Origin of the sequence: Pseudomonas sp. B21-019 (assembly GCF_024749225.1) — a bacterium.
Lineage (GTDB): Bacteria > Pseudomonadota > Gammaproteobacteria > Pseudomonadales > Pseudomonadaceae > Aquipseudomonas.
Genome location: NZ_CP087193.1, coordinates 4,625,154 through 4,644,660, shown reverse-complemented (window position 1 = coordinate 4,644,660; position 19,507 = coordinate 4,625,154). Strand labels below are relative to the sequence as shown.

The 19,507-nt window shown below is 59.3% G+C and carries 17 protein-coding genes; all 17 read left to right on the top strand.

The annotated features are described in order from the left end of the window. Positions 1-4: 4 nt before the first annotated feature. Complete coding sequence (locus tag LOY36_RS20635) at positions 5-2,938, top strand: TIGR00180 family glycosyltransferase (RefSeq protein ID WP_258670577.1); 2,934 nt, start codon at positions 5-7, stop codon at positions 2,936-2,938. A gap of 30 nt (positions 2,939-2,968) precedes the next feature. After that, the gene (gene pseB, locus LOY36_RS20630) at positions 2,969-3,970 is read left to right on the top strand and encodes a UDP-N-acetylglucosamine 4,6-dehydratase (inverting) (RefSeq protein ID WP_019579558.1); all 1,002 of its coding nucleotides are present in this window, start codon (positions 2,969-2,971) and stop codon (positions 3,968-3,970) included. Then, a complete protein-coding gene (gene pseC / locus LOY36_RS20625; protein ID WP_019648090.1) occupies positions 3,967-5,130 on the top strand; it encodes a UDP-4-amino-4,6-dideoxy-N-acetyl-beta-L-altrosamine transaminase in 1,164 nt (387 codons plus the stop codon). Before pseB ends, pseC begins: the two co-directional genes overlap by 4 nt. 6 nt (positions 5,131-5,136) lie before the next feature. Beyond that, complete coding sequence (pseF, locus tag LOY36_RS20620) at positions 5,137-5,832, top strand: pseudaminic acid cytidylyltransferase (RefSeq protein ID WP_258670573.1); 696 nt, start codon at positions 5,137-5,139, stop codon at positions 5,830-5,832. After that, on the top strand, positions 5,829-7,331 hold the full coding sequence (gene pseG, locus LOY36_RS20615; RefSeq protein WP_258670570.1) for a UDP-2,4-diacetamido-2,4,6-trideoxy-beta-L-altropyranose hydrolase: 1,503 nt from the start codon (positions 5,829-5,831) through the stop codon (positions 7,329-7,331). The genes pseF and pseG overlap by 4 nt, the downstream gene beginning before the upstream one ends. After that, complete coding sequence (pseI, locus tag LOY36_RS20610; RefSeq protein ID WP_064619507.1) at positions 7,328-8,380, top strand: pseudaminic acid synthase; 1,053 nt, start codon at positions 7,328-7,330, stop codon at positions 8,378-8,380. The genes pseG and pseI overlap by 4 nt, the downstream gene beginning before the upstream one ends. A gap of 229 nt (positions 8,381-8,609) precedes the next feature. Then, entirely contained in the window at positions 8,610-9,536 is a 927-nt protein-coding gene (locus tag LOY36_RS20605) for a ketoacyl-ACP synthase III (protein WP_019648094.1), read from the top strand. Between the two features lie 82 nt (positions 9,537-9,618). After that, on the top strand, positions 9,619-10,911 hold the full coding sequence (locus tag LOY36_RS20600) for a motility associated factor glycosyltransferase family protein (RefSeq protein WP_258670565.1): 1,293 nt from the start codon (positions 9,619-9,621) through the stop codon (positions 10,909-10,911). Further along, positions 10,908-11,174, top strand: coding sequence for a hypothetical protein (locus tag LOY36_RS20595; RefSeq protein WP_258670564.1), 267 nt, complete (start codon positions 10,908-10,910; stop codon positions 11,172-11,174). The genes LOY36_RS20600 and LOY36_RS20595 overlap by 4 nt, the downstream gene beginning before the upstream one ends. 248 nt (positions 11,175-11,422) lie before the next feature. Beyond that, positions 11,423-12,268, top strand: a complete 846-nt coding sequence (locus LOY36_RS20590) for a flagellin domain-containing protein (RefSeq protein WP_018925034.1) — start codon at positions 11,423-11,425, stop codon at positions 12,266-12,268. 71 nt (positions 12,269-12,339) lie between these two features. Further along, a complete protein-coding gene (locus LOY36_RS20585) occupies positions 12,340-12,705 on the top strand; it encodes a flagellar protein FlaG (protein WP_026286326.1) in 366 nt (121 codons plus the stop codon). Between the two features lie 82 nt (positions 12,706-12,787). Beyond that, positions 12,788-14,224, top strand: a complete 1,437-nt coding sequence (gene fliD, locus LOY36_RS20580) for a flagellar filament capping protein FliD (protein ID WP_018925036.1) — start codon at positions 12,788-12,790, stop codon at positions 14,222-14,224. Positions 14,225-14,350: 126 nt separating this feature from the next. After that, positions 14,351-14,746, top strand: coding sequence for a flagellar export chaperone FliS (gene fliS / locus LOY36_RS20575; protein WP_018925037.1), 396 nt, complete (start codon positions 14,351-14,353; stop codon positions 14,744-14,746). Between the two features lie 10 nt (positions 14,747-14,756). Next, complete coding sequence (locus LOY36_RS20570) at positions 14,757-15,053, top strand: hypothetical protein (protein ID WP_019648098.1); 297 nt, start codon at positions 14,757-14,759, stop codon at positions 15,051-15,053. Between the two features lie 172 nt (positions 15,054-15,225). Continuing rightward, entirely contained in the window at positions 15,226-16,701 is a 1,476-nt protein-coding gene (locus LOY36_RS20565) for a sigma-54 dependent transcriptional regulator (protein ID WP_026345697.1), read from the top strand. A gap of 128 nt (positions 16,702-16,829) precedes the next feature. Then, the gene (locus tag LOY36_RS20560) at positions 16,830-18,035 is read left to right on the top strand and encodes a PAS domain-containing sensor histidine kinase (protein ID WP_258674207.1); all 1,206 of its coding nucleotides are present in this window, start codon (positions 16,830-16,832) and stop codon (positions 18,033-18,035) included. 5 nt (positions 18,036-18,040) lie between these two features. Then, the gene (locus LOY36_RS20555) at positions 18,041-19,426 is read left to right on the top strand and encodes a sigma-54 dependent transcriptional regulator (protein ID WP_258670561.1); all 1,386 of its coding nucleotides are present in this window, start codon (positions 18,041-18,043) and stop codon (positions 19,424-19,426) included. Positions 19,427-19,507: the final 81 nt, after the last annotated feature.

The following is a 19,507-nucleotide window of genomic DNA, read 5'->3' as shown; positions in this document are numbered from 1 at the left end:
GGATATGCAAGGCATTTACGGTTCTGAAAACACGTTGCCCCTGAGTGAACTGTTCACTCTGGTGCTGATTACGCACAATCGTCCGGCGTTTTTGCGCAGGGCGTTGCAGTTCTACAGCACGCTGCCTTGCAGGATCCTGGTCCTTGATTCGTCAGCCGTTGCTCTGGATGGCGCGGCGACGGTTGCGGACACCATCGACTATCGGCATTTGCCGCAGTTCGGCTATTGGGGCATCCAGGCCAAGCTGGTATACGGTGTCGAACAGGTCACCACGCCGTACATGGTGTTCGCCTCCGACGATGATTTCCTGTTGCACGGTGCTCTCACCGAATCGGTGAACTTCCTCGAAGCCAACCCCGACTACGGTTTGTGCCACGGCTATTGCCTGATGTACCTGACCCACGCCAATTATGTGCAGTACTACCGTCGTGACAAGAAGGTGCAGGAGGACTACAACGCCGAGCAAGGCCAGGACCGTGTACTCGATTACATGGGGCAGTACATTCCGCCGTTCTATGCCGTGCATCGGACCTCGCTGTTGCGGGACTGGTACGCAGTGATGCCGGAAGGCACGATCTTCCAGTGGCAGGAAATCGGCCACGTGTACTACATGCTGGCGCGGGCCAAGGCGCGAATTCTCCCGGCACCCTATGTGGTACGTGAAGTCAATTACGGACGTTCGGATCACAACACCGAAATCATGACGACCTTGAGTTTCAAGGACGCCCGCTCTGTCGCCGAGCGCGAGCGCTTTGCCGGGTTCCTGTCATCGCTGCCGACGGGTATCACCGGTCTCGACCAACAGCAGACCGCCCAGTTGGCCCTGCAAAGCTTCGCCGCTTTGGCCGACAGCCTGACTGCCCGCAACGCGCTGACCATCGAACCGATATTCGAGTCTTACTGGACCGATCCGACGGTCGGCCCGAAGCGTGTCTTCGGCCCCGAGCAATACGTCGAGATGCCGTTCTACAACAGCGCCTTCTTCGAGCAACTGGCGGAGTGCGAGTTTCTGCTCCATGCAATGCCGGCCGGCCGTTTGCAACTCGAGGAAATGGAAGGGACATTGCTCAAGCAGCAGACACTGCAGCGTACTTACTCCAATGACAGTCCGGCGACGATCCAGACGCGCCTGCTTCAAGCCGTGGAACTCGGCGCCTTCAACCGTCGAGTCGTGCAAAAGCTCGCTCAGCAACTGGTGGACATGGGGGAAACGGCTGATGCCCAAGTGTTGGCCGATTGGGTGCAGCGCCTGGACAGTGTGCCGACCCACGACAGTCGTCAGTTGCTCGACACGATGCCGTCGGGACGTCTGCTCAACTGGTTGCAGGCACGGGAGCCAAATGAGACTGCGGTGAGGAAAATCAACCAGCATCTGGCAGCCAATGACGGTGGACCTCAGTTCGGCATTTTGTTGCTGGACCTGGACGCAGACATGGACAAGCTTCAGGCCAGCTTCGATAGTCTGATGGAGAGCGCGTTCCGGGCCTTCAAAGTGGTGGTCTTCACCACCGGCGATCTGCCGGCAGTCACCACCGAACAAAACACCCTGCATTTCGTCAAGGTCACCACCAGCAACTATGTCGATAAGCTGAACCAGATTGCTCGCCAGTCGACCTCGGACTGGTTGCTGCTGGCCGAGGCGGGCGACGAGTTCACCGCCGCGGGTCTGTTGCGTGCCAGCCTGGAGTTGCAGAACGCCGAGGGTTGCCGTGCGGTGGCGGTGGACGAGATTCATCGTCAGGCCAATGGCACGCTGGTCGATGTCTTCCGTCCCGCCTTCAACCTCGATTTGTTGCAGAGCCTGCCGGCGCTGACTGCGCGGCATTGGCTGATCCGGCGTGAGGTGTTGGTGGAAGTCGGTGGTTTTGCTCGTGAGTTCACTTCGGCGCTCGAGTTCGACCTGTTGCTGCGCCTGATCGAAGCCGGCGGCCTGGCCGGGCTCGCGCATCTGGCAGAGCCTTTGCTGATCACCCAGGCACCGCTGCCGGGGCCTATTGAACACGAACGCCAGACTCTGGTTCGTCATCTGGCGACCCGCGGATATCAGGCCCAGGTCAGTGCCGAAGCGTCGGGAGGCTACCGTATCGACTACCGTCACGCCGATCGTCCGAAGGTTTCGATCATCGTTCACAGCCAGGACAACCTGGAGTGTTTGCAGCGCTGCCTGGTCAGCGTGTTGCAACGCACGCGCTATCAGAACAATGAGATCGTGATCGTCGACAATCACAGCCAGTCCGCCGAACTGCTCGCCTGGCTGGAAAGCCTGGAGCAGAACGGTCGTGGCCGGGTTCGTCTGGTCAGGGCAGAGCAGCGTCTGAGCACTTCGGCACTACTTAACCTGGCTGTAGAACAGGCTCAGGGCGAATACCTGGTGCTGCTGGCGGCGGACGCCGAGGTCGTTAACGCCAACTGGATCGAGGCACTGCTTAACCAGGCGCAGCGTCCTGAGGTAGGAGTGGTCGGGGCCAAACTGGTGGATGCCAATGGCAATGTGACGGGGGCCGGTTTGATTCTGGGCCTCAATGGCGGGGTCGCTTCACCTTTCGCAGGCGAGAAAAAAGATGCCCAGGGCTACATGCGTCGCTTGGTCGTCGAACAGAACTATCAGGCGGTCTCTGGTGCTTGTCTGATGATTCGCAAGCAAGTGTTTGATGACGTCGGTGGATTGGACCAAGAGCATTTCGACGAGGCTTACGCCGATGTCGATCTGTGCCTGAAAGTTGCCGACGCAGGTTTGCTGACGGTCTGGACACCACAAGTGCAGATTACGCACCCCGGGACTTTGCCGGACAATTCGCAGGCGGCAGCTGCCCTGCGTGACAAGTGGCAGGCCCGTTTCGAGCAGGACTCAGCCTACAACCAGAACCTGGCCTTGACTGGCAAGGGCTTTACCCTCGGCGAACCGACCAGCATTGACTGGGCGCAGTTGCTCGCATAAGCCTGGCTGACAGGTAAAAGGACTCAAGGCATGTTCAACGGTAAATCGATTTTCATCTCTGGCGGCACCGGTTCGTTCGGGCGCAACTTCATCCGCCGCTTGCTGGAGCAATACCAGCCCAAGCGGGTGGTGGTGTTTTCCCGCGATGAGCTCAAGCAGTACGAGATGCAGCAGACGTTCAACGCGCCGTGCATGCGTTACTTCATCGGTGATGTGCGCGACGCCGACCGTTTGCGTCAGGCCATGCGCGGTATCGATTACGTGGTGCACGCCGCGGCGCTGAAGCAAGTGCCAGCGGCGGAATACAACCCCACCGAATGCATCCGCACCAACGTCAACGGCGCGGAAAACATCATTGCCGCGGCCATCGACAACGGCGTGAAAAAAGTTGTCGCGCTGTCCACCGACAAGGCTGCCAGCCCGATCAACTTGTACGGCGCGACCAAGCTGCTGTCGGATAAATTGTTCGTTGCTGCCAATAACATTGCCGGCGAACAACAGACCCGGTTTGCCGTGGTGCGCTATGGCAACGTCGCCGGCTCGCGGGGTTCGGTGGTGCCGTTCTTCAGCAAACTGATTGCCGAGGGCGCCAAAGAGCTGCCGATCACCGATGAGCGCATGACGCGGTTCTGGATCACCCTCGATCACGGCGTGAAGTTTGTGCTCGACAGCTTCGCCCGCATGCACGGTGGTGAAGTGTTTGTGCCGAAGATTCCGTCGATTCGCATCGTCGATCTGGCGCAGGGCATGGCTGAGCATTTGCCGCACAAACACGTCGGCATTCGTCCGGGTGAAAAACTCCATGAGCTGATGGTGCCACTGGACGACGCGCGCATGACCCTGGAGTTCGACGATCACTACACCATTCAGCCGTCGATCCGTTTCACCAGCGTCGACGTGGATTTTGCCGTGGACAAACTGGGTGAGCAGGGCCGGCCGGTGGGCGAAGATTTCGAGTACCGTTCCGATACCAACCCGCACTTCCTGTCAGTCGGCCAGATCGCCGACCTGCACGCGGAACTGTCGGCATGATTCCCTACGGTCGGCAAAGCCTCGATCAGGCGGACATCGATGCGGTGGTCGCCGTGTTGCAGTCTGACTGGCTGACCCAAGGGCCGACCATCGAGCGTTTCGAACAGGCGATGGCCGAGCGGTGCCAGGCCGATTTCGCGGTGGCGGTGTGCAATGCCACTGCGGCGTTGCACATTGCCTGTCTCGCCGCGGGCCTGGGGCCGGGCGATCGGTTATGGACCACGCCGAACACCTTTCTGGCCTCGGCCAATTGCGGTCGTTACTGCGGCGCCGACGTCGATTTTGTCGACATTGACCCGCTGACCTGGAACCTCGATGCCTACACCTTGGCGTCGAAGTTGGAAATCGCCGAGCGCGACGGCAAGCTGCCGAAAGTGCTGGTGGCGGTAGCGTTCTCCGGGCAGAGCTGCGATATGCGCATGATCGCCGAACTGGCCGAGCGTTACGGTTTCACGGTGATCGAGGATGCCTCTCACGCGGTCGGCGCATCCTATGCCGGGCGCCCGGTGGGTTGCGGTGAGTTCGCGGCAATGACCGTGTTCAGTTTCCATCCGGTGAAGATCATTACCAGCGCCGAAGGCGGCATGGTGCTGACCAATCGCCCGGAACTGGCCGAGCGCTTGCAGCGCCTGCGCAGCCACGGCATGACTCGTGACCCCGGGCAGATGACCGAACCCAGCCACGGCCCGTGGTACTACCAGCAAGTGGAACTGGGCTTCAATTACCGGATCACTGACCTGCAAGCGGCCCTCGGTCTGTCGCAGCTGAACAAGCTCGATGGCTTTATCGAGCGTCGACGCGAACTGGCGGCGCGTTACGACCGGTTGCTGGCGTACTTGCCGCTGACCTTGCCCAGCACGCAGCCTGAAGCCGAATCGGCGTGGCATCTGTACGTGGTGCGCTTGCAGACGGAGCGGATCAACCTCAGTCATCGACAGGTGTTCGAAGGCTTGCGAGCAGCCGGTGTCGGGGTGAATCTGCACTATATTCCGCTGCACTTGCAGCCGTACTATCGCGACCTGGGTTTTGCCGTGGGTGATTTTCCCCAGGCCGAACGTTATTACGCCGAGGCCATCAGCCTGCCGCTGTTTCCTCTGCTGAGCGATGAACAACAGGACTATGTGGTCGAGCAATTGCGACGACTGATCCTTGAGGAGTAGTGACTCTTGAGCTGTGTTGCGATCATTCCGGCCCGTGGTGGCAGCAAGCGAATCCCGCGCAAGAACCTCAAGCCGTTCGACGGCGTGCCGATGATCGTCCGTTCGATTCGCACGGCGCTGGAGTCGCACCTGTTCGACCAGGTGATCGTCAGTACCGACGATGAGGAAATCGCCGAAGTCGCACGAGCCAATGGCGCTCAGGTGCCGTTCATGCGGCCTGCGGCACTGGCTGACGATTTCACCGGGACTGCGGCAGTGATTGTGCATGCCTTGAATCAATTGCCGCCGTTCGACCATGCCTGCTGCATCTATGCGACGGCGCCGTTGTTGCAAGCGCGTTATCTGCGTCAGGGGCATGAGTTGCTGGTGCAGCACCCGGACAAGTCTTTCGCGTTTTCAGTCACCGGTTTTGGTTTTCCGGTGCAGCGTGCCTTGACCCTCGACGAGCAGGGCGCCCTGACCTCGCTCTATCCGGAGTTTCGTGACACCCGTTCCCAGGACTTGCCCGAAGCCTTTCAAGATGCCGGCCAGTTCTACTGGGGGCGCAGCGAGGCCTGGTTGCGTGGTGATGCACTGTTTTCGCCGGCGAGCCTGCCGGTGATTCTGCCGCGCTACCTGGTACAGGACATCGACACCCTTGAAGACTGGAAACGCGCCGAATACCTTTACGCCGCATTGAAGGCTGGTGGTGAGTTGCAATGAGGGTACTGATCCGCGCTGACGCGTCGCCAACCATTGGCAGCGGCCATATTGCCCGCTGCCTGACCCTGGCCAGGGTGTTGCGCAAGCAGGGCACGCACGTTGCCTTCGCCTGTCGCCTGCTGCCGGGGCATCGACTGGACAGCCTGGCAAGCGAGGGCTTCGAGACCTTCGCGCTGCCTGCGCGCTACCCCGATGAAGATCCGCAGCAGGCCATCGAATCGATGCTGCCGTGGCAGGCGGACATCGCCGCGCTGGCGCAAGCCTTGGAAAGCCATCCGGCTTTCGACTGGATCATCGTTGACCACTATGGCCTCGATCATCACTGGCAGACTGCGGCCCGTCGCTGGGCACCACGGATCGCCGCGGTGGATGACCTGGCCACTCGGCAGTACCGCGTCGATCTGCTGCTCAATCAAAATCTGTCGGGCACCCCAGAGGCTTATGCCACGCTGCTGACGCCCGACTGCCAGACCTTGCTCGGCCCACGTTTTGCGATGTTGCGCGATGAGTTCTGCTGCCCGGCGGTCGAAATCAAGCCTCGGGCCAGGCGAGTGTTGGTGAACTTCGGCGGCTTCGATGCGGCCATGCAGACCCACCACGCAATGTTGGCGCTGGCGGACCTTCATGAGCTGGAGGTCGATTTCGTGGCGGGGGCCGACAACCCGGCCTGGGAGCAGATGCAGGCGCTGGCGGCGTATCGTCCGAACTGGCGCCTGCACAGTTTTGTCAGCGACTTCTATCGGCTTATGACCGAGGCCGACCTGTTTATCGGTGCCGGTGGCGGTACCAGTTGGGAGCGGGCAGCCATGGGGCTGCCGACAATCTGCATTGCAGTCTCGAATAATCAGCAGGCCAACGGCGAGGTGATGGCGACCTCGGGCGCTCATGTGTTCCTGGGCAACCGCGAGCATGTCAGCGTCGAGCAATTGCGCCAAGCCATTGGTTTTGTCGTAGGCAATCAAGGTTTTCGTCAAAGTTTGGCCGAACGCTCACGGCAGTTGGTCGATGGCCGTGGCGCGCAGCGGGTGGCGGCAGCACTGGCGGGAGCGGTACTGCAGGTGCGTCGGGCCACTGCGGACGATGCGCATTTGTTGTTCGAGGGACGTAATGCCGAGGCGGTACGGCGCTGGTCGCTGGACACCCACGCCATCGATTGGCAACGGCACCAGGTTTGGCTGGCTGCGAGCCTGAACAATCCCCAGCGACTGCTGTTGATTGCCGAGGCGGATGACGGCCCGGTCGGTATGCTGCGCTATGACCTTGACGGTACTCGGGCCGAAGTCTCGATCTATTTGTTCGAAGGCCGATTCGGCCTGGGCTGGGGCAGGGCGCTGCTGGCGCGGGGCGAAGCGTTCGTCACGGCGCATTGGCCACAACTTGAGGCCATCACGGCTCAGGTGCTGCCGGCCAATCAGCCATCGCTGAAGGTTTTCCGCGAGGGTGGTTTTACTCAGAGTGCTTGCGCGTTCACGCGTGTATTGAAGGATCCAGAACAATGACCAGTTTCAAGATCGGCAACCGCTCGATCGGTGCCGATGCGCCGCCGTTCATCATTGCCGAGATGAGCGGCAACCATAACCAGTCGCTGGACATGGCGATAAAAATCGTCGAAGCCGCGGCCAAGGCCGGCGCCCATGCCTTGAAGCTGCAAACCTACACCGCCGAGACCATGACCCTGGACTTGTCCGAAGGCGAGTTCTTCATCAAGGACCCCAACAGCTTGTGGGCCGGTTCTTCGCTGTATGCGCTGTACGAAAAGGCCCACACGCCGTGGGAATGGCACGCGCCGATTTTCGCCCGGGCCAAAGAGCTGGGCATGCTGGCGTTTTCCACACCGTTCGATGACACCGCGGTGGACTTCCTCGAAAGCCTCGATGTGCCGGCCTACAAGATCGCCAGCTTCGAGAACACTGATCTGCCGTTGATCCGGCGGGTTGCGGCCACCGGCAAGCCGCTGATCATTTCCACCGGCATGGCCAGCATCGCCGAACTCGATGAAACCGTGCGTGCCGCCCGTGAGGCCGGTTGCAAGGACCTGGTGTTGCTCAAGTGCACCAGCACATACCCGGCAACGCCGGCCAACAGCAACGTGCGCACGATTCCTCATCTGCGCGAGTTGTTTGGCTGTGAAGTTGGTTTGTCCGACCATTCGATGGGCGTCGGGGTGTCTGTCGCCGCCGTAGCGCTGGGGGCGACGGTGGTGGAAAAACACTTCACCCTCGACCGTGCCGCCGGAGGTGTGGACGCCAGTTTCTCCCTGGAACCAGCCGAGCTTGCCAGCCTGGTGGTCGAAACCGAGCGCGCCTGGCAGGCCATGGGCCAGGTGCATTACGGCGTGACTGACGCCGAGCGCAAGTCCCTGGTGTACCGCCGGTCGCTGTATGTCACCCAGGACATGATCGCCGGTGAGCCTTTTACCGCCGCTAATCTGCGGGCCATCCGTCCAGGCCTGGGGCTGGCCCCGAAACACGCTGAAACCCTTCTGGGCCGCCGTGCCCGCCAGGCCATCAAGCGCGGAACGCCGCTGGACTGGTCGCTGGTCGAATAACCGCTTGTGGGGCTGATTCGGCAAAATAGCGTGACCTGCGAGTCATTACGCGCATCTTCACTGTATTGTATAAATAGGGAAGAGGGCGCCTGGCCTGCTTTTGGCTCAGTGATGGCCTTTTACTCTTCCCGCTGTCACCTCCTTGAGGGCGACGTTATTCGTTGTTTGTCGGCGCCCCTCGATTCCTTGCGAGCGGTGGTATTGGGCTGTTTATTATTGGGAAGCCGTAATGATTGGCATAAAGAGCATTGCGAGCTACGTTCCTGTAGCCGGCGTGGACAATTACGCACAAGGTGCAAAATTCGAGAAGGATGAAGAGTTCATCCTGGGCAAGATCGGTTCGGCCTTCCTGCCGCGCAAAGACGCCGGGCAAGAAACTTCGGACCTGTGTGTCGAAGCAGTCAACGCGCTGTTCGCCAACAACCCTGAATTGAAGCGTGAAGCGATCGACGTGCTGATCGTCGTGACCCAGAACGGCGACGAAGAAGGCCTGCCGCACACCGCCGCCATCGTTCAGGACAAGCTGGGCCTGCCAACGACTGTGGCCGCGTTCGATATTTCCCTGGGCTGCTCCGGTTACGTCTACGGCATCTACGCCATCAAGGGCTTCATGGAAGCCGCAGGCCTGAAGAATGGCCTGCTGGTGACCGCCGATCCGTATTCGAAGATCGTCGACCCGGAAGATCGCAACACCACCATGCTGTTCGGCGATGCCGCCACCGCCACCTGGATGGGCGAAGACGCGCCATGGCAGTTGGGCAAGGCCAAGTTCGGGACTGACGGTTCCGGCGCGCCGCACCTGAAGGTTACCGACGGGGTGTTCTTCATGAATGGCCGTCAGGTGTTCAACTTTGCGCTGCTCAAAGTGCCTGCGCATTTGCATGAGCTGCTCGCTGACTCGGGCCTGACGGCCGACGATATCGATGCTTTCTGCATTCACCAGGGCAGCGCGGCGATTGTCGATGCCGTGGCGCGACGCTTCGAGGGCGAGCCCGAGAAGTTCCTCAAGGACATGGTCGAGACCGGTAACACCGTGTCGTCGAGCATTCCATTGCTGCTGGAAAAGCACGTGCTCGACTCCAAGTGGAAGCGTGTGGCACTCAGCGGTTTTGGTGTTGGTTTGTCCTGGGGTTCGGCGATCATCTATCGCCCTTGATCTTCTAAAAGCCGGACACAAAAAAAGCGCTCAAGGTGTAACCTTGAGCGCTATTTTTTTGCCCGAATCACAGCGAGGCGCCATGAGCGAGTTTTTTCAACCCAACGCCGAACTCATCCAGCGTCGCTGGCCGGCCGTGGCTGAGCGTCTGCTGTCTGAAGATCCGGGCCCGTTGCAGGCCGATCTGGTGGAAGGGCTCGGCTCGACCCTGAGCATCAACGGCATTCAGCTGACCAGTCGCCATGACCGTACCCGCGAAGCGCAGCTTCAGGCCGCAAGCCTGCCGGTCGACAGCCCGGTGTTACACGTTTACGGCACAGGGCTGGGTGATCTGCAACTGGAGCTGCTACAGCGTTCGGGGCTGATTCAGTTACACGTACATATACTTAACGGCGCAGTGTTTGCGCTGGTGTTGCAATTGCTCGATCAGCAGTCGTGGCTCAGCGATTCGCGGGTCGAGCTGCACTACGCCGGTGATTTGGCTGAAATTTGTTTGCCGTTCTTTGCCCTGCCTTCAGAGCTGGTGCTGGCCGATGACTTCAACGCGAAGATCCGTGACCGCTTGGTCAGCGAAACCCATCTGACGTTCAACAACTGTGAGTTTGATCCGGACAATCCGGAAATCGCCGCGCGCTTGCTGGAAAGTGTCGAACAGATCCGCGTCGATAGCGACGCCGCACAATTGTTCGCCACACACGCTGGCCAGCCGATGTTCGTCATCGCCACCGGGCCGAGCCTGGAACAACACTTCGTAACCTTGCGATCAATTCGCGGCCAGACCCAGCGACCGCTGTTCGTTTGTGTCGATACCGCTTACCGGCCGCTCATCGAGAACGGTATCAAACCGGATGTCGTCGTCACGATCGACCAGCGTATCTCGCAGCGCCATCTGCCGCCCGAGGACAGCGCAGACATCACGCTGGTCTACATGCCGCTGGTGGCTCCTGCGGTCTTGCAGGCCTGGCAAGGCAAGCGCTATGTCGCCTACTCGGCAAGCCCGGTCTTTCGCGATCTGCGCAAGCAGCTCCCACGGGCAGGGTTGTTTGCAGGCGGCAGCGTGATTCATCCGGCGGTGGACCTGGCGGTGAAAATGGGTGCCAGTCAGATCACGCTGTTCGGGGCGGACTTCGCGTTCCCCAACAACAAGACCCATGCCGGTTGGGATGACGGCGACCTTGGCCCGCAATTGGTCGCGGCTCGTCATTGGGTGTTGGATGGGCATGGGCAGCGGGTCAAGACTCAGCTCAATTTCCGTAGTTACTTGTGTGAGCTGGAGCGCTATATCGCTGCGCATCCACACGTCGTCTTCTACAACAGCAGTCGAGCTGGGGCCATGATTGTCGGCACGACATTTCATCCGGAGTTCAGTCGATGAGCGAAGAGCTACTCGTTGATCAGGCCCGGCAATGTTCAGCGTTGTTTCGTCTGGGAAGGGATGTCGAGGCGGCGCTGGTCATGGTCGAGGTAGCGGAGCAGGTGCAGTCGCGGGTCGGCGGGGCAGACAGCCAGATCGCGGCCCGGTGGATGGCATTGCTGACAGGCATGCTGGATAGCCAGGAGCGACAGGACTGGCTGGCGCTCGCGGATTACCTTGAATACGAACTGGTTGATTTACTGATGGCTGTCAATTCCGCGTAATGCCGTGGCAGGTCAACGCAAGCGGGGCGTAAGGAAGGGTTGTGGCAGTTCTCTGGCGTCATTTTTTGGTGGTTGGATCGTCGCTATGGCTTGGTTTTACAGGGGGTGGCAGTGTGATGGCAAAAAATTTCAAAAATCCCCTCAAGCAACCTGCATTCGCGACGATAACTATTACGAAGGTTCTCTAGGCCATACCGGGCGGTTGCCAGGGCCGGAAGCCGTAGTACCCAACCAACGAGGAATTCGTCATGGCTTTAACAGTAAACACCAACACTACATCTCTGGGTGTTCAGAAGAACCTGAACCGTGCTTCCGACGCGCTGTCGACTTCGATGACTCGCCTGTCTTCCGGCCTGAAAATCAACAGCGCCAAAGACGACGCCGCCGGCCTGCAGATCGCTACCCGTATGACCTCGCAGATCCGTGGTCAGACCATGGCTATCAAAAACGCCAACGACGGTGTTTCGATCGCTCAGACCGCTGAAGGCGCTCTGCAAGAATCGACCAACATCCTGCAGCGTATGCGTGAAATCGCAGTTCAGTCGCGTAACGACTCCAACGGCACTGCTGACCGTACCGCTCTGGACAAAGAATACCAACAGTCGGTTGCTGAACTGACCCGTATCGCTCAGTCGACTAACCTGAACGGCAAGGCGCTGCTGGACGGTACCGCTGGTGCGATGGAGTTCCAGGTTGGTTCCAACACCACCTCCGACAACCAGATCACTCTGACCCTGGCTTCGAGCTTCGACTCCAGCGCCCTGGGCATGACCGGTACTACCATTTCCGGTACCTCCAACGCAGCCAACCACTCTGCTGTAGCGTCGGCTATCTCGGCTATCGACGCCGCTCTGTCGCGAATCAACAGCACTCGTGCTGACCTGGGTGCTGCACAAAACCGTTTCTCCAGCACCATCTCCAACCTGCAAAACATCAACGAAAACGCCAGTGCTGCACTGAGCCGCGTACAAGATACCGACTTCGCTGCTGAAACTGCACAGCTGACCAAGCAACAAACTCTGCAACAAGCTTCCACCGCAGTTCTGGCTCAGGCCAACCAACTGCCATCCGCTGTACTGAAACTGCTTCAGTAATAGCCGATGAGTTTTAGCGGGGGAGTGCGCTTGTCGCGCTCTCTCGCTTTTTACTTTAAGAGGTGATGGACATGGATATGAGCGTCAAGCTGAACTTGTCTTATCCTGCGGCCCAGCAGGCGACGACTGTTGCCGATAAGCCTGCGGAAAAGCCTCGAGCGGAAACTGCGCCAGTGGTTGCCGTCAAGGAAGAAGGTAAAAAAGACCAGACCGAGCAGGAAAAACTGAAGATGGCCGTTCAGGAAATCGAAAAGTTCGTTCAGTCGGTCAAGCGTAACCTGGAGTTCTCGATTGACGAGCCTTCAGGCAAAGTTGTGGTCAAAGTGATTGCCAGTGACTCCGGTGAGGTGATTCGTCAAATCCCCAACGAAGAAGTCCTTAAGCTGGCGAACAGTTTGAATGATGCAAGCAGTCTGTTGTTCAGCGCAAAAGTCTGACAACTGGCACGAATTTTGTTGCTATGTTCTTTTGGGCGTTGTAGTGGTCAAAAGGCCGGCGACACACTGAAGGGAGTTCCACATGGCAAGTCCAATTCTACCGGGCACGGGCTTAGGCTCCGGTATTAATACCGGTGATATCGTCAAGGCTCTGGTCAACGCCGACAAGGCGGCCAAGCAGAATCAGATCGATCGTCAGACGACCACCAATACTGCGCAGATTTCCGGTATTGGTACTCTCAAAAGTGTCCTGGCGAACTTCCAGGCTGCAATCAAGAAGCTGCAAGATACGCAAGCTCCGCAGTTCCTGGGTTACAACGCCACGTCCGCCGACGCGAAAGTATTGACCGCTGTGGCCAGCAACACGGCCGTCAACGGTTCCTACGTGGTCAAGGTCAATAACCTTGCGACCTCGTCCAAAGTGGCCACCGCGGCCTTTGCCGGCGGTGCCAGCAGTGCCGTTGCGAGCGGCACGCTCAATATCACGCAAAATGGCGTATCCAGTTCTGTCACCATTCCGGCCGGCGCGACGTTGCAGTCGGTTCGCGATGCGATCAACACCCAGCAGGGTGCGAACGGTTTCAGCGCGAACATCGTGACCGACTCGTTTGGCTCGCGTCTGGTGATGGGGTCCACGGCGACCGGTGCGGGCTCCGACATCACCCTCAGCGGTATCGCGGGTCTGGAGATTAATGCCGGCCAGCAAATGGGTGCAGCACCGACAGCGACTTCGGCGGGTGCCATCGGCGATTTCGCGGTGGACGCCAGTTTCACCGTGGACGGGCTCGCGCTGACTAGCAAAAGCAACAAGGTTGACTCGGCTATTTCCGGCTTGACCCTGAATTTGGTCGCCGGTGGTACCACGACGGTGACGGTTGGCCCGAACAGTGATGGCCTGAAAAAATCCATCCAAGCTTTCGTTGATGCCTATAACCAGGTTGTGACCAATGTTAATACGCTGACCAAGCCTTCCCTGGATAGCAATGGCAAGCCGACCGTTGCTGCAGCACTGACCGGTGACCCGTTGGCGCGCAGCGTTCTGGCATCGATTCGTACGCCGTTGGTCACAACGGGGGCGGGTGACAAACTCACTGTTCTGTCGCAATTGGGTATCACCACCAATCAGAAAACCGGTGCGCTGGATTTCGATAGCACCAAGTTCTCGACCGCGATGGATACCCAGAAGCTCGGTGGTGAAGTTCAGAAGCTGTTCCTGGGCGATCCGACGGCGACTGGCGATGCCTCCATGGGTCTGTTGACGCGCATGAACGATGCAATCACCCCTTACACGGTCACTGGCAGTGATGGGATCCTGGATACCCGTTCGACTAACCTGGCCAAGGCCAAGACGAATCTGGCCAGCCAGCAGGCAGCCCTGGATCGTCGGGTCGAGACGCTGACGGCGGTGTTGACCAAGAAGTACAACGACATGGATTCCCTTGTCGGCAAGCTGAAGGCAACGGCGAGCAATATTACTTCGATGTTCGATGCGATGAACGCACAGAAGAACGCTTCATAGCGCCTAAACGCCAAAAGCCCGGCAGCGGATTCCGCTTGTCGGGCTTTTTTAGTTTCGGATTAAAGATTTTTGACGCTATGTCGATAGCTTGATTATACGAATCACAGAGTTTTGGATGAGGTAAACATGAACCCGATGTTAGCCCTTCGGCAGTACCAGAAGATTGGCGCGCAAGCCCAGACTTCCGAGGCCAGTCCTCATCGTCTGGTGCAAATGCTCATGGAAGGCGGTCTGGATCGCATCGCTCAGGCCAAAGGTGCCATGGAGCGCAAGGACGTCGCCAATAAGGGTGTTTTTATCGGCAAGGCCATCGGCATTATCGGTGGTTTGCGAGAGGGGCTGGACCTGGAGAAGCAGGCGGAGTCCGTCAGTGAGCTGGATAGTCTCTACGCTTACATGATGAAGCGTCTGGCGGAAGCCAACCTCAGGACCGATCCAAAAATCCTCGACGAAGTCGCCGACCTGCTTCGCACGGTCAAAGACGGTTGGGATGCCATTGGCGCACCTGCTCCCCAGTTTTAAGGAGATCACCATGAGTCTTGTATTGCAGCGAATCGAGCATACCCGGGACGCCCTGGTCGAGGCATTGGCCGAGCGTAACTGGGAGGCCATCGGTGAATTGGACCTGGCTTGCCGTTCCTGCATGGAAGACGTCTTGAGTGAAGCTTCGGTGGACGAGACCGCGTTGCGCGAAAACCTGGAGGAGTTGCTGGGGGTGTATAAACAGCTCCTGGAAGCGGCGACGGGGGAGCGACAAGCGATAGTCGACGAGATGTCGCAGATCCACCAAGCACAGAACGCGGCAAAGGTTTACCATCTGTTTGGTTAATTAACCCTCAGTTAATCCAAACATAGTGCGCCATAAATTTGACTGTGCACGGTTTTTTGACTTAACTAGTGGCTGGTTCCAGATTTCAGGCGTCTACAGGCACAACGTGTCTGCAAGCGTCTAGCTTGCCCCTCATTTTGGGCATTGAGTTGACTAGGGAAGTTGCTATTGCATGTGGCGTGAAACCAAAATTCTGCTGATTGATGACGATAGCGTCCGCCGCCGCGATTTGGCGGTGATTTTAAATTTTCTTGGCGAAGAAAATTTACCCTGCGGCAGCCATGACTGGCAGCAGGCGGTCGGCTCTCTGTCATCAAGTCGTGAAGTAATCTGTGTCCTCATCGGGACGGTAAATGCTCCTGGTGCACTTTTGGGCCTGTTAAAGACACTCTCAACCTGGGATGAGTTCCTTCCAGTTTTGTTAATGGGCGATAATTCTTCCATTGACTTGCCGGAAGACCAGCGTCGCCGAGTGCTTTCGACGCTCGAAATGCCGCCCAGCTACAGCAAACTGCTCGATTCGCTGCACCGTGCCCAGGTCTATCGCGAGATGTATGACCAGGCCCGTGAGCGCGGTCGTCACCGTGAACCGAATCTTTTCCGCAGCCTTGTCGGCACCAGCCGGGCGATTCAACACGTCCGTCAGATGATGCAGCAAGTTGCCGACACCGACGCCAGCGTGCTGATCCTCGGTGAGTCCGGCACTGGCAAGGAAGTGGTCGCGCGCAATCTGCACTACCACTCCAAGCGTCGTGAAGCGCCGTTCGTTCCGGTCAACTGCGGGGCGATTCCGGCCGAGTTGCTGGAAAGCGAATTGTTCGGTCACGAGAAGGGTGCCTTCACCGGGGCGATCACCAGCCGTGCCGGGCGTTTCGAGCTGGCCAACGGCGGTACGCTGTTCCTCGACGAAATCGGCGACATGCCGCTGCCGATGCAGGTCAAGCTGTTGCGCGTCTTGCAGGAGCGCACGTTCGAGCGCGTGGGCAGCAACAAGACCCAAAGCGTCGATGTGCGGATCATTGCGGCGACCCACAAGAATCTCGAAAGCATGATCGAGATCGGCACGTTCCGCGAAGACCTCTACTATCGCCTGAACGTGTTCCCGATCGAGATGGCGCCGTTGCGTGAGCGCGTCGAAGACATTCCGTTGCTGATGAACGAGTTGATCTCGCGCATGGAGCACGAGAAGCGCGGTTCGATCCGTTTCAACTCGGCGGCGATCATGTCGCTGTGCCGTCACGGCTGGCCGGGCAACGTTCGCGAGCTGGCCAACCTGGTGGAGCGCATGGCGATCATGCACCCGTACGGGGTGATCGGCGTGGTCGAGTTGCCGAAGAAATTCCGCTACGTCGATGACGAAGACGAGCAGTTGGTCGACAGCCTGCGCAGTGATCTCGAAGAGCGGGTGGCCATCAACGGTCATACCCCGGACTTCACCGCCAATGCGTTGCTGCCGCCGGAAGGCCTGGACCTGAAGGACTACCTCGGCGGTCTGGAGCAAGGGTTGATTCAGCAGGCGCTGGATGACGCCAACGGCATTGTGGCGCGGGCGGCCGAACGGCTGCGTATTCGTCGCACGACCCTGGTGGAGAAGATGCGCAAGTACGGCATGAGTCGTCGTGATGGTGATGAACAGGCGGATGATTGACGCCTGTTTTTCAACTCCTTCATTTATAGGCAGTTTTTTTTAGGCACGGGTATTGCTACATCCCTCGCAACGTTCCGTTTAACTGACGGTCAACCACGCGAGAGAGCACAATGCCCCAAGCCGCCCAGATGTCTCCTGTCCCTGATGTTTCGGGGCAACCGTCGTCCGTAGAGCAGGCAAGCCGGCTTGGCCTTGAGCAGGCGTTTGCGCTGTTCAACCAGATGTCGAGCCAATTGACCGATTCCTACAGCATGCTCGAAGCCCGGGTCACCGAGCTCAAGGGTGAGCTGGCGGTGGTCAGCGCCCAGCGCATGCAGGAGCTGGCGGAAAAAGAGCGTCTGGCCAACCGGCTGCAAAACCTCCTCGATCTATTGCCCGGCGGCGTCATCGTCATCGACGCCCAAGGCATCGTGCGTGAAGCCAATCCCGCCGCGTGTGAGTTGCTCGGCTTGCCCCTCGAAGGCGAGCTGTGGCGTCATGTCATTGCGCGATGCTTTGCGCCGCGCGAAGACGATGGTCACGAAATCTCCCTCAAGGACGGTCGACGCCTGTCGATCGCTACCCGCTCGCTGGATGCCGAACCCGGTCAGTTGGTGTTGCTCAACGACCTGACTGAAACCCGTCATCTGCAAGATCAACTGGCCCGCCATGAGCGCCTGTCGTCGCTCGGTCGCATGGTCGCCTCGTTGGCCCATCAGATTCGTACGCCGTTGTCCGCCGCGTTGCTCTATGCCAGTCATTTGACTGAGCAGGAACTGCCGGTCGCCACGCAGCAGCGTTTTGCCGGCCGCCTGAAAGAGCGTCTGCATGAGCTGGAACACCAGGTGCGCGACATGCTGGTGTTCGCTCGCGGTGAGCTGCCGTTGACCGATCGCGTCACCCCAAAAATGCTGATGCAGTCGCTGCAGGCGGCGGCGCTGACTCATGTTCAGGATCTGCCGGTGCGCTGGCAATGCGACAGTCATGCCGGTGAGTTGCTGTGCAATCGCGACACGCTGGTCGGAGCGATCCTCAATCTGATCGAAAACGCCATTCAGGCCAGCGCCGGCAACGTCCGTTTGAAGGTTCACCTGTATACCCGCGACAACAACCTGCGCATATCGGTCAGCGACAGCGGCAGTGGTATCGACACGAAGGTGTTGGCACGTTTGGGCGAGCCGTTTTTCACCACCAAAACCACCGGTACCGGTCTGGGCCTGACCGTGGTCAAGGCAGTGGCCCGTGCTCATCAGGGGGAATTGCAGTTGCGTTCGCGGCCGGGTCGCGGCACTTGCGCGCAGGTGATCCTGCCGCTTTTCGCGGGTGAGCAGCCCAGCGCTCAGGGAGTGAAGTGAAGGATATGACCATCAAGGTTTTACTGGTCGAGGATGATCGCGCGCTACGGGAAGCACTGGCCGATACGCTGTTACTTGCCGGACACGATTACAAGGCGGTCGGTTCGGCGGAAGAGGCGCTGGCTGCAGTTGGCGCCGAGGCATTTAGCCTGGTGGTCAGTGACGTCAACATGCCGGGCATGGACGGTCATCAGCTGCTTGGATTGCTGCGGGCTCGTCAGCCGCAACTGCCGGTGTTGTTGATGACCGCTCACGGTGCGGTCGAGCGTGCGGTCGACGCCATGCGTCAAGGTGCGGCGGATTACCTGGTCAAGCCGTTCGAGCCCAAAGCCTTGCTCGACCTGGTGGCGCGTCACGCCTTGGGCAATCTCGGCGCGACCGAGAGCGAGGGGCCTGTGGCGTTCGAGCCGGCCAGTGCGCAATTGCTGGAATTGGCTGCGCGGGTGGCGCGCAGTGATTCCACGGTGTTGATCTCCGGTGAGTCCGGGACCGGCAAGGAAGTGCTGGCGCGTTACATCCATCAGCACTCCCATCGCGCCAGTCAGCCGTTCATTGCGATCAACTGCGCAGCGATTCCGGACAACATGCTTGAAGCCACTTTGTTCGGTCACGAGAAGGGTTCGTTCACTGGCGCCATCGCGGCGCAGGCCGGCAAGTTCGAGCAGGCCGATGGCGGGACGATCCTGCTCGATGAAATTTCTGAAATGCCCCTCGGCCTACAGGCCAAGTTACTGCGCGTATTGCAGGAGCGTGAAGTCGAGCGAGTCGGCGCACGCAAGCCGATCATGCTGGATATTCGAGTGGTCGCTACCACTAACCGTGACCTGGCCGGTGAAGTGGCGGCGGGGCGTTTCCGCGAAGATCTTTACTATCGCCTGTCGGTGTTCCCGTTGGCCTGGCGTCCGCTGCGCGAGCGCACCGCCGACATCCTGCCGCTGGCCGAGCGCCTTCTGGCCAAACACGTCAATAAAATGAAGCATGCCGCGGCAAGGCTTTCGCCTGAGGCGCAGGCGTGCCTGATCGGCTATCCGTGGCCGGGCAATGTGCGTGAGCTGGATAACGCGATTCAACGTGCCTTGATTCTGCAACAGGGCGGTTTGATCCAGCCGCAGGATTTCTGCCTGGCCGGGCCTGTGGCGTGTGCGCCATTGCCGGCATTGGCGCCGGTGCCTGCACGAGCAGTGGAAGTCGACACCGAATCGGCGGGCGCTCTCGGCGATGACCTGCGGCGCCGTGAGTTCCAGATGATCATCGACACCTTGCGCTCCGAGCGCGGTCGTCGCAAGGAAGCCGCCGAGCGACTGGGCATCAGCCCGCGCACCTTACGCTACAAGCTGGCACAGATGCGCGATGCCGGAATGGATGTGGAAGCGTATTTGTTCGCCACGTAACGGTCGGCAAAAAAAGCACATGAGAGCTTTTGTTTAGAGCGGCCACGGAGCTGGCACCCTTGTTGCTAACACCTCACTACT

What these genes read in the sequence shown, in the direction of transcription:
- LOY36_RS20565 (WP_026345697.1), top strand. Translation starts at nt 15,226, where the DNA reads ATGTGGCGTGAAACCAAAATTCTGCTGATTGATGACGATAGCGTCCGC.
- pseI (WP_064619507.1), top strand. Translation starts at nt 7,328, where the DNA reads ATGACCAGTTTCAAGATCGGCAACCGCTCGATCGGTGCCGATGCGCCG.
- LOY36_RS20595 (WP_258670564.1), top strand. Translation starts at nt 10,908, where the DNA reads ATGAGCGAAGAGCTACTCGTTGATCAGGCCCGGCAATGTTCAGCGTTG.
- LOY36_RS20605 (WP_019648094.1), top strand. Translation starts at nt 8,610, where the DNA reads ATGATTGGCATAAAGAGCATTGCGAGCTACGTTCCTGTAGCCGGCGTG.
- pseC (WP_019648090.1), top strand. Translation starts at nt 3,967, where the DNA reads ATGATTCCCTACGGTCGGCAAAGCCTCGATCAGGCGGACATCGATGCG.
- LOY36_RS20585 (WP_026286326.1), top strand. Translation starts at nt 12,340, where the DNA reads ATGGATATGAGCGTCAAGCTGAACTTGTCTTATCCTGCGGCCCAGCAG.
- LOY36_RS20590 (WP_018925034.1), top strand. Translation starts at nt 11,423, where the DNA reads ATGGCTTTAACAGTAAACACCAACACTACATCTCTGGGTGTTCAGAAG.
- fliS (WP_018925037.1), top strand. Translation starts at nt 14,351, where the DNA reads ATGAACCCGATGTTAGCCCTTCGGCAGTACCAGAAGATTGGCGCGCAA.
- pseB (WP_019579558.1), top strand. Translation starts at nt 2,969, where the DNA reads ATGTTCAACGGTAAATCGATTTTCATCTCTGGCGGCACCGGTTCGTTC.
- LOY36_RS20570 (WP_019648098.1), top strand. Translation starts at nt 14,757, where the DNA reads ATGAGTCTTGTATTGCAGCGAATCGAGCATACCCGGGACGCCCTGGTC.
- pseG (WP_258670570.1), top strand. Translation starts at nt 5,829, where the DNA reads ATGAGGGTACTGATCCGCGCTGACGCGTCGCCAACCATTGGCAGCGGC.
- LOY36_RS20555 (WP_258670561.1), top strand. Translation starts at nt 18,041, where the DNA reads ATGACCATCAAGGTTTTACTGGTCGAGGATGATCGCGCGCTACGGGAA.
- LOY36_RS20600 (WP_258670565.1), top strand. Translation starts at nt 9,619, where the DNA reads ATGAGCGAGTTTTTTCAACCCAACGCCGAACTCATCCAGCGTCGCTGG.
- LOY36_RS20560 (WP_258674207.1), top strand. Translation starts at nt 16,830, where the DNA reads ATGTCTCCTGTCCCTGATGTTTCGGGGCAACCGTCGTCCGTAGAGCAG.
- LOY36_RS20635 (WP_258670577.1), top strand. Translation starts at nt 5, where the DNA reads ATGCAAGGCATTTACGGTTCTGAAAACACGTTGCCCCTGAGTGAACTG.
- fliD (WP_018925036.1), top strand. Translation starts at nt 12,788, where the DNA reads ATGGCAAGTCCAATTCTACCGGGCACGGGCTTAGGCTCCGGTATTAAT.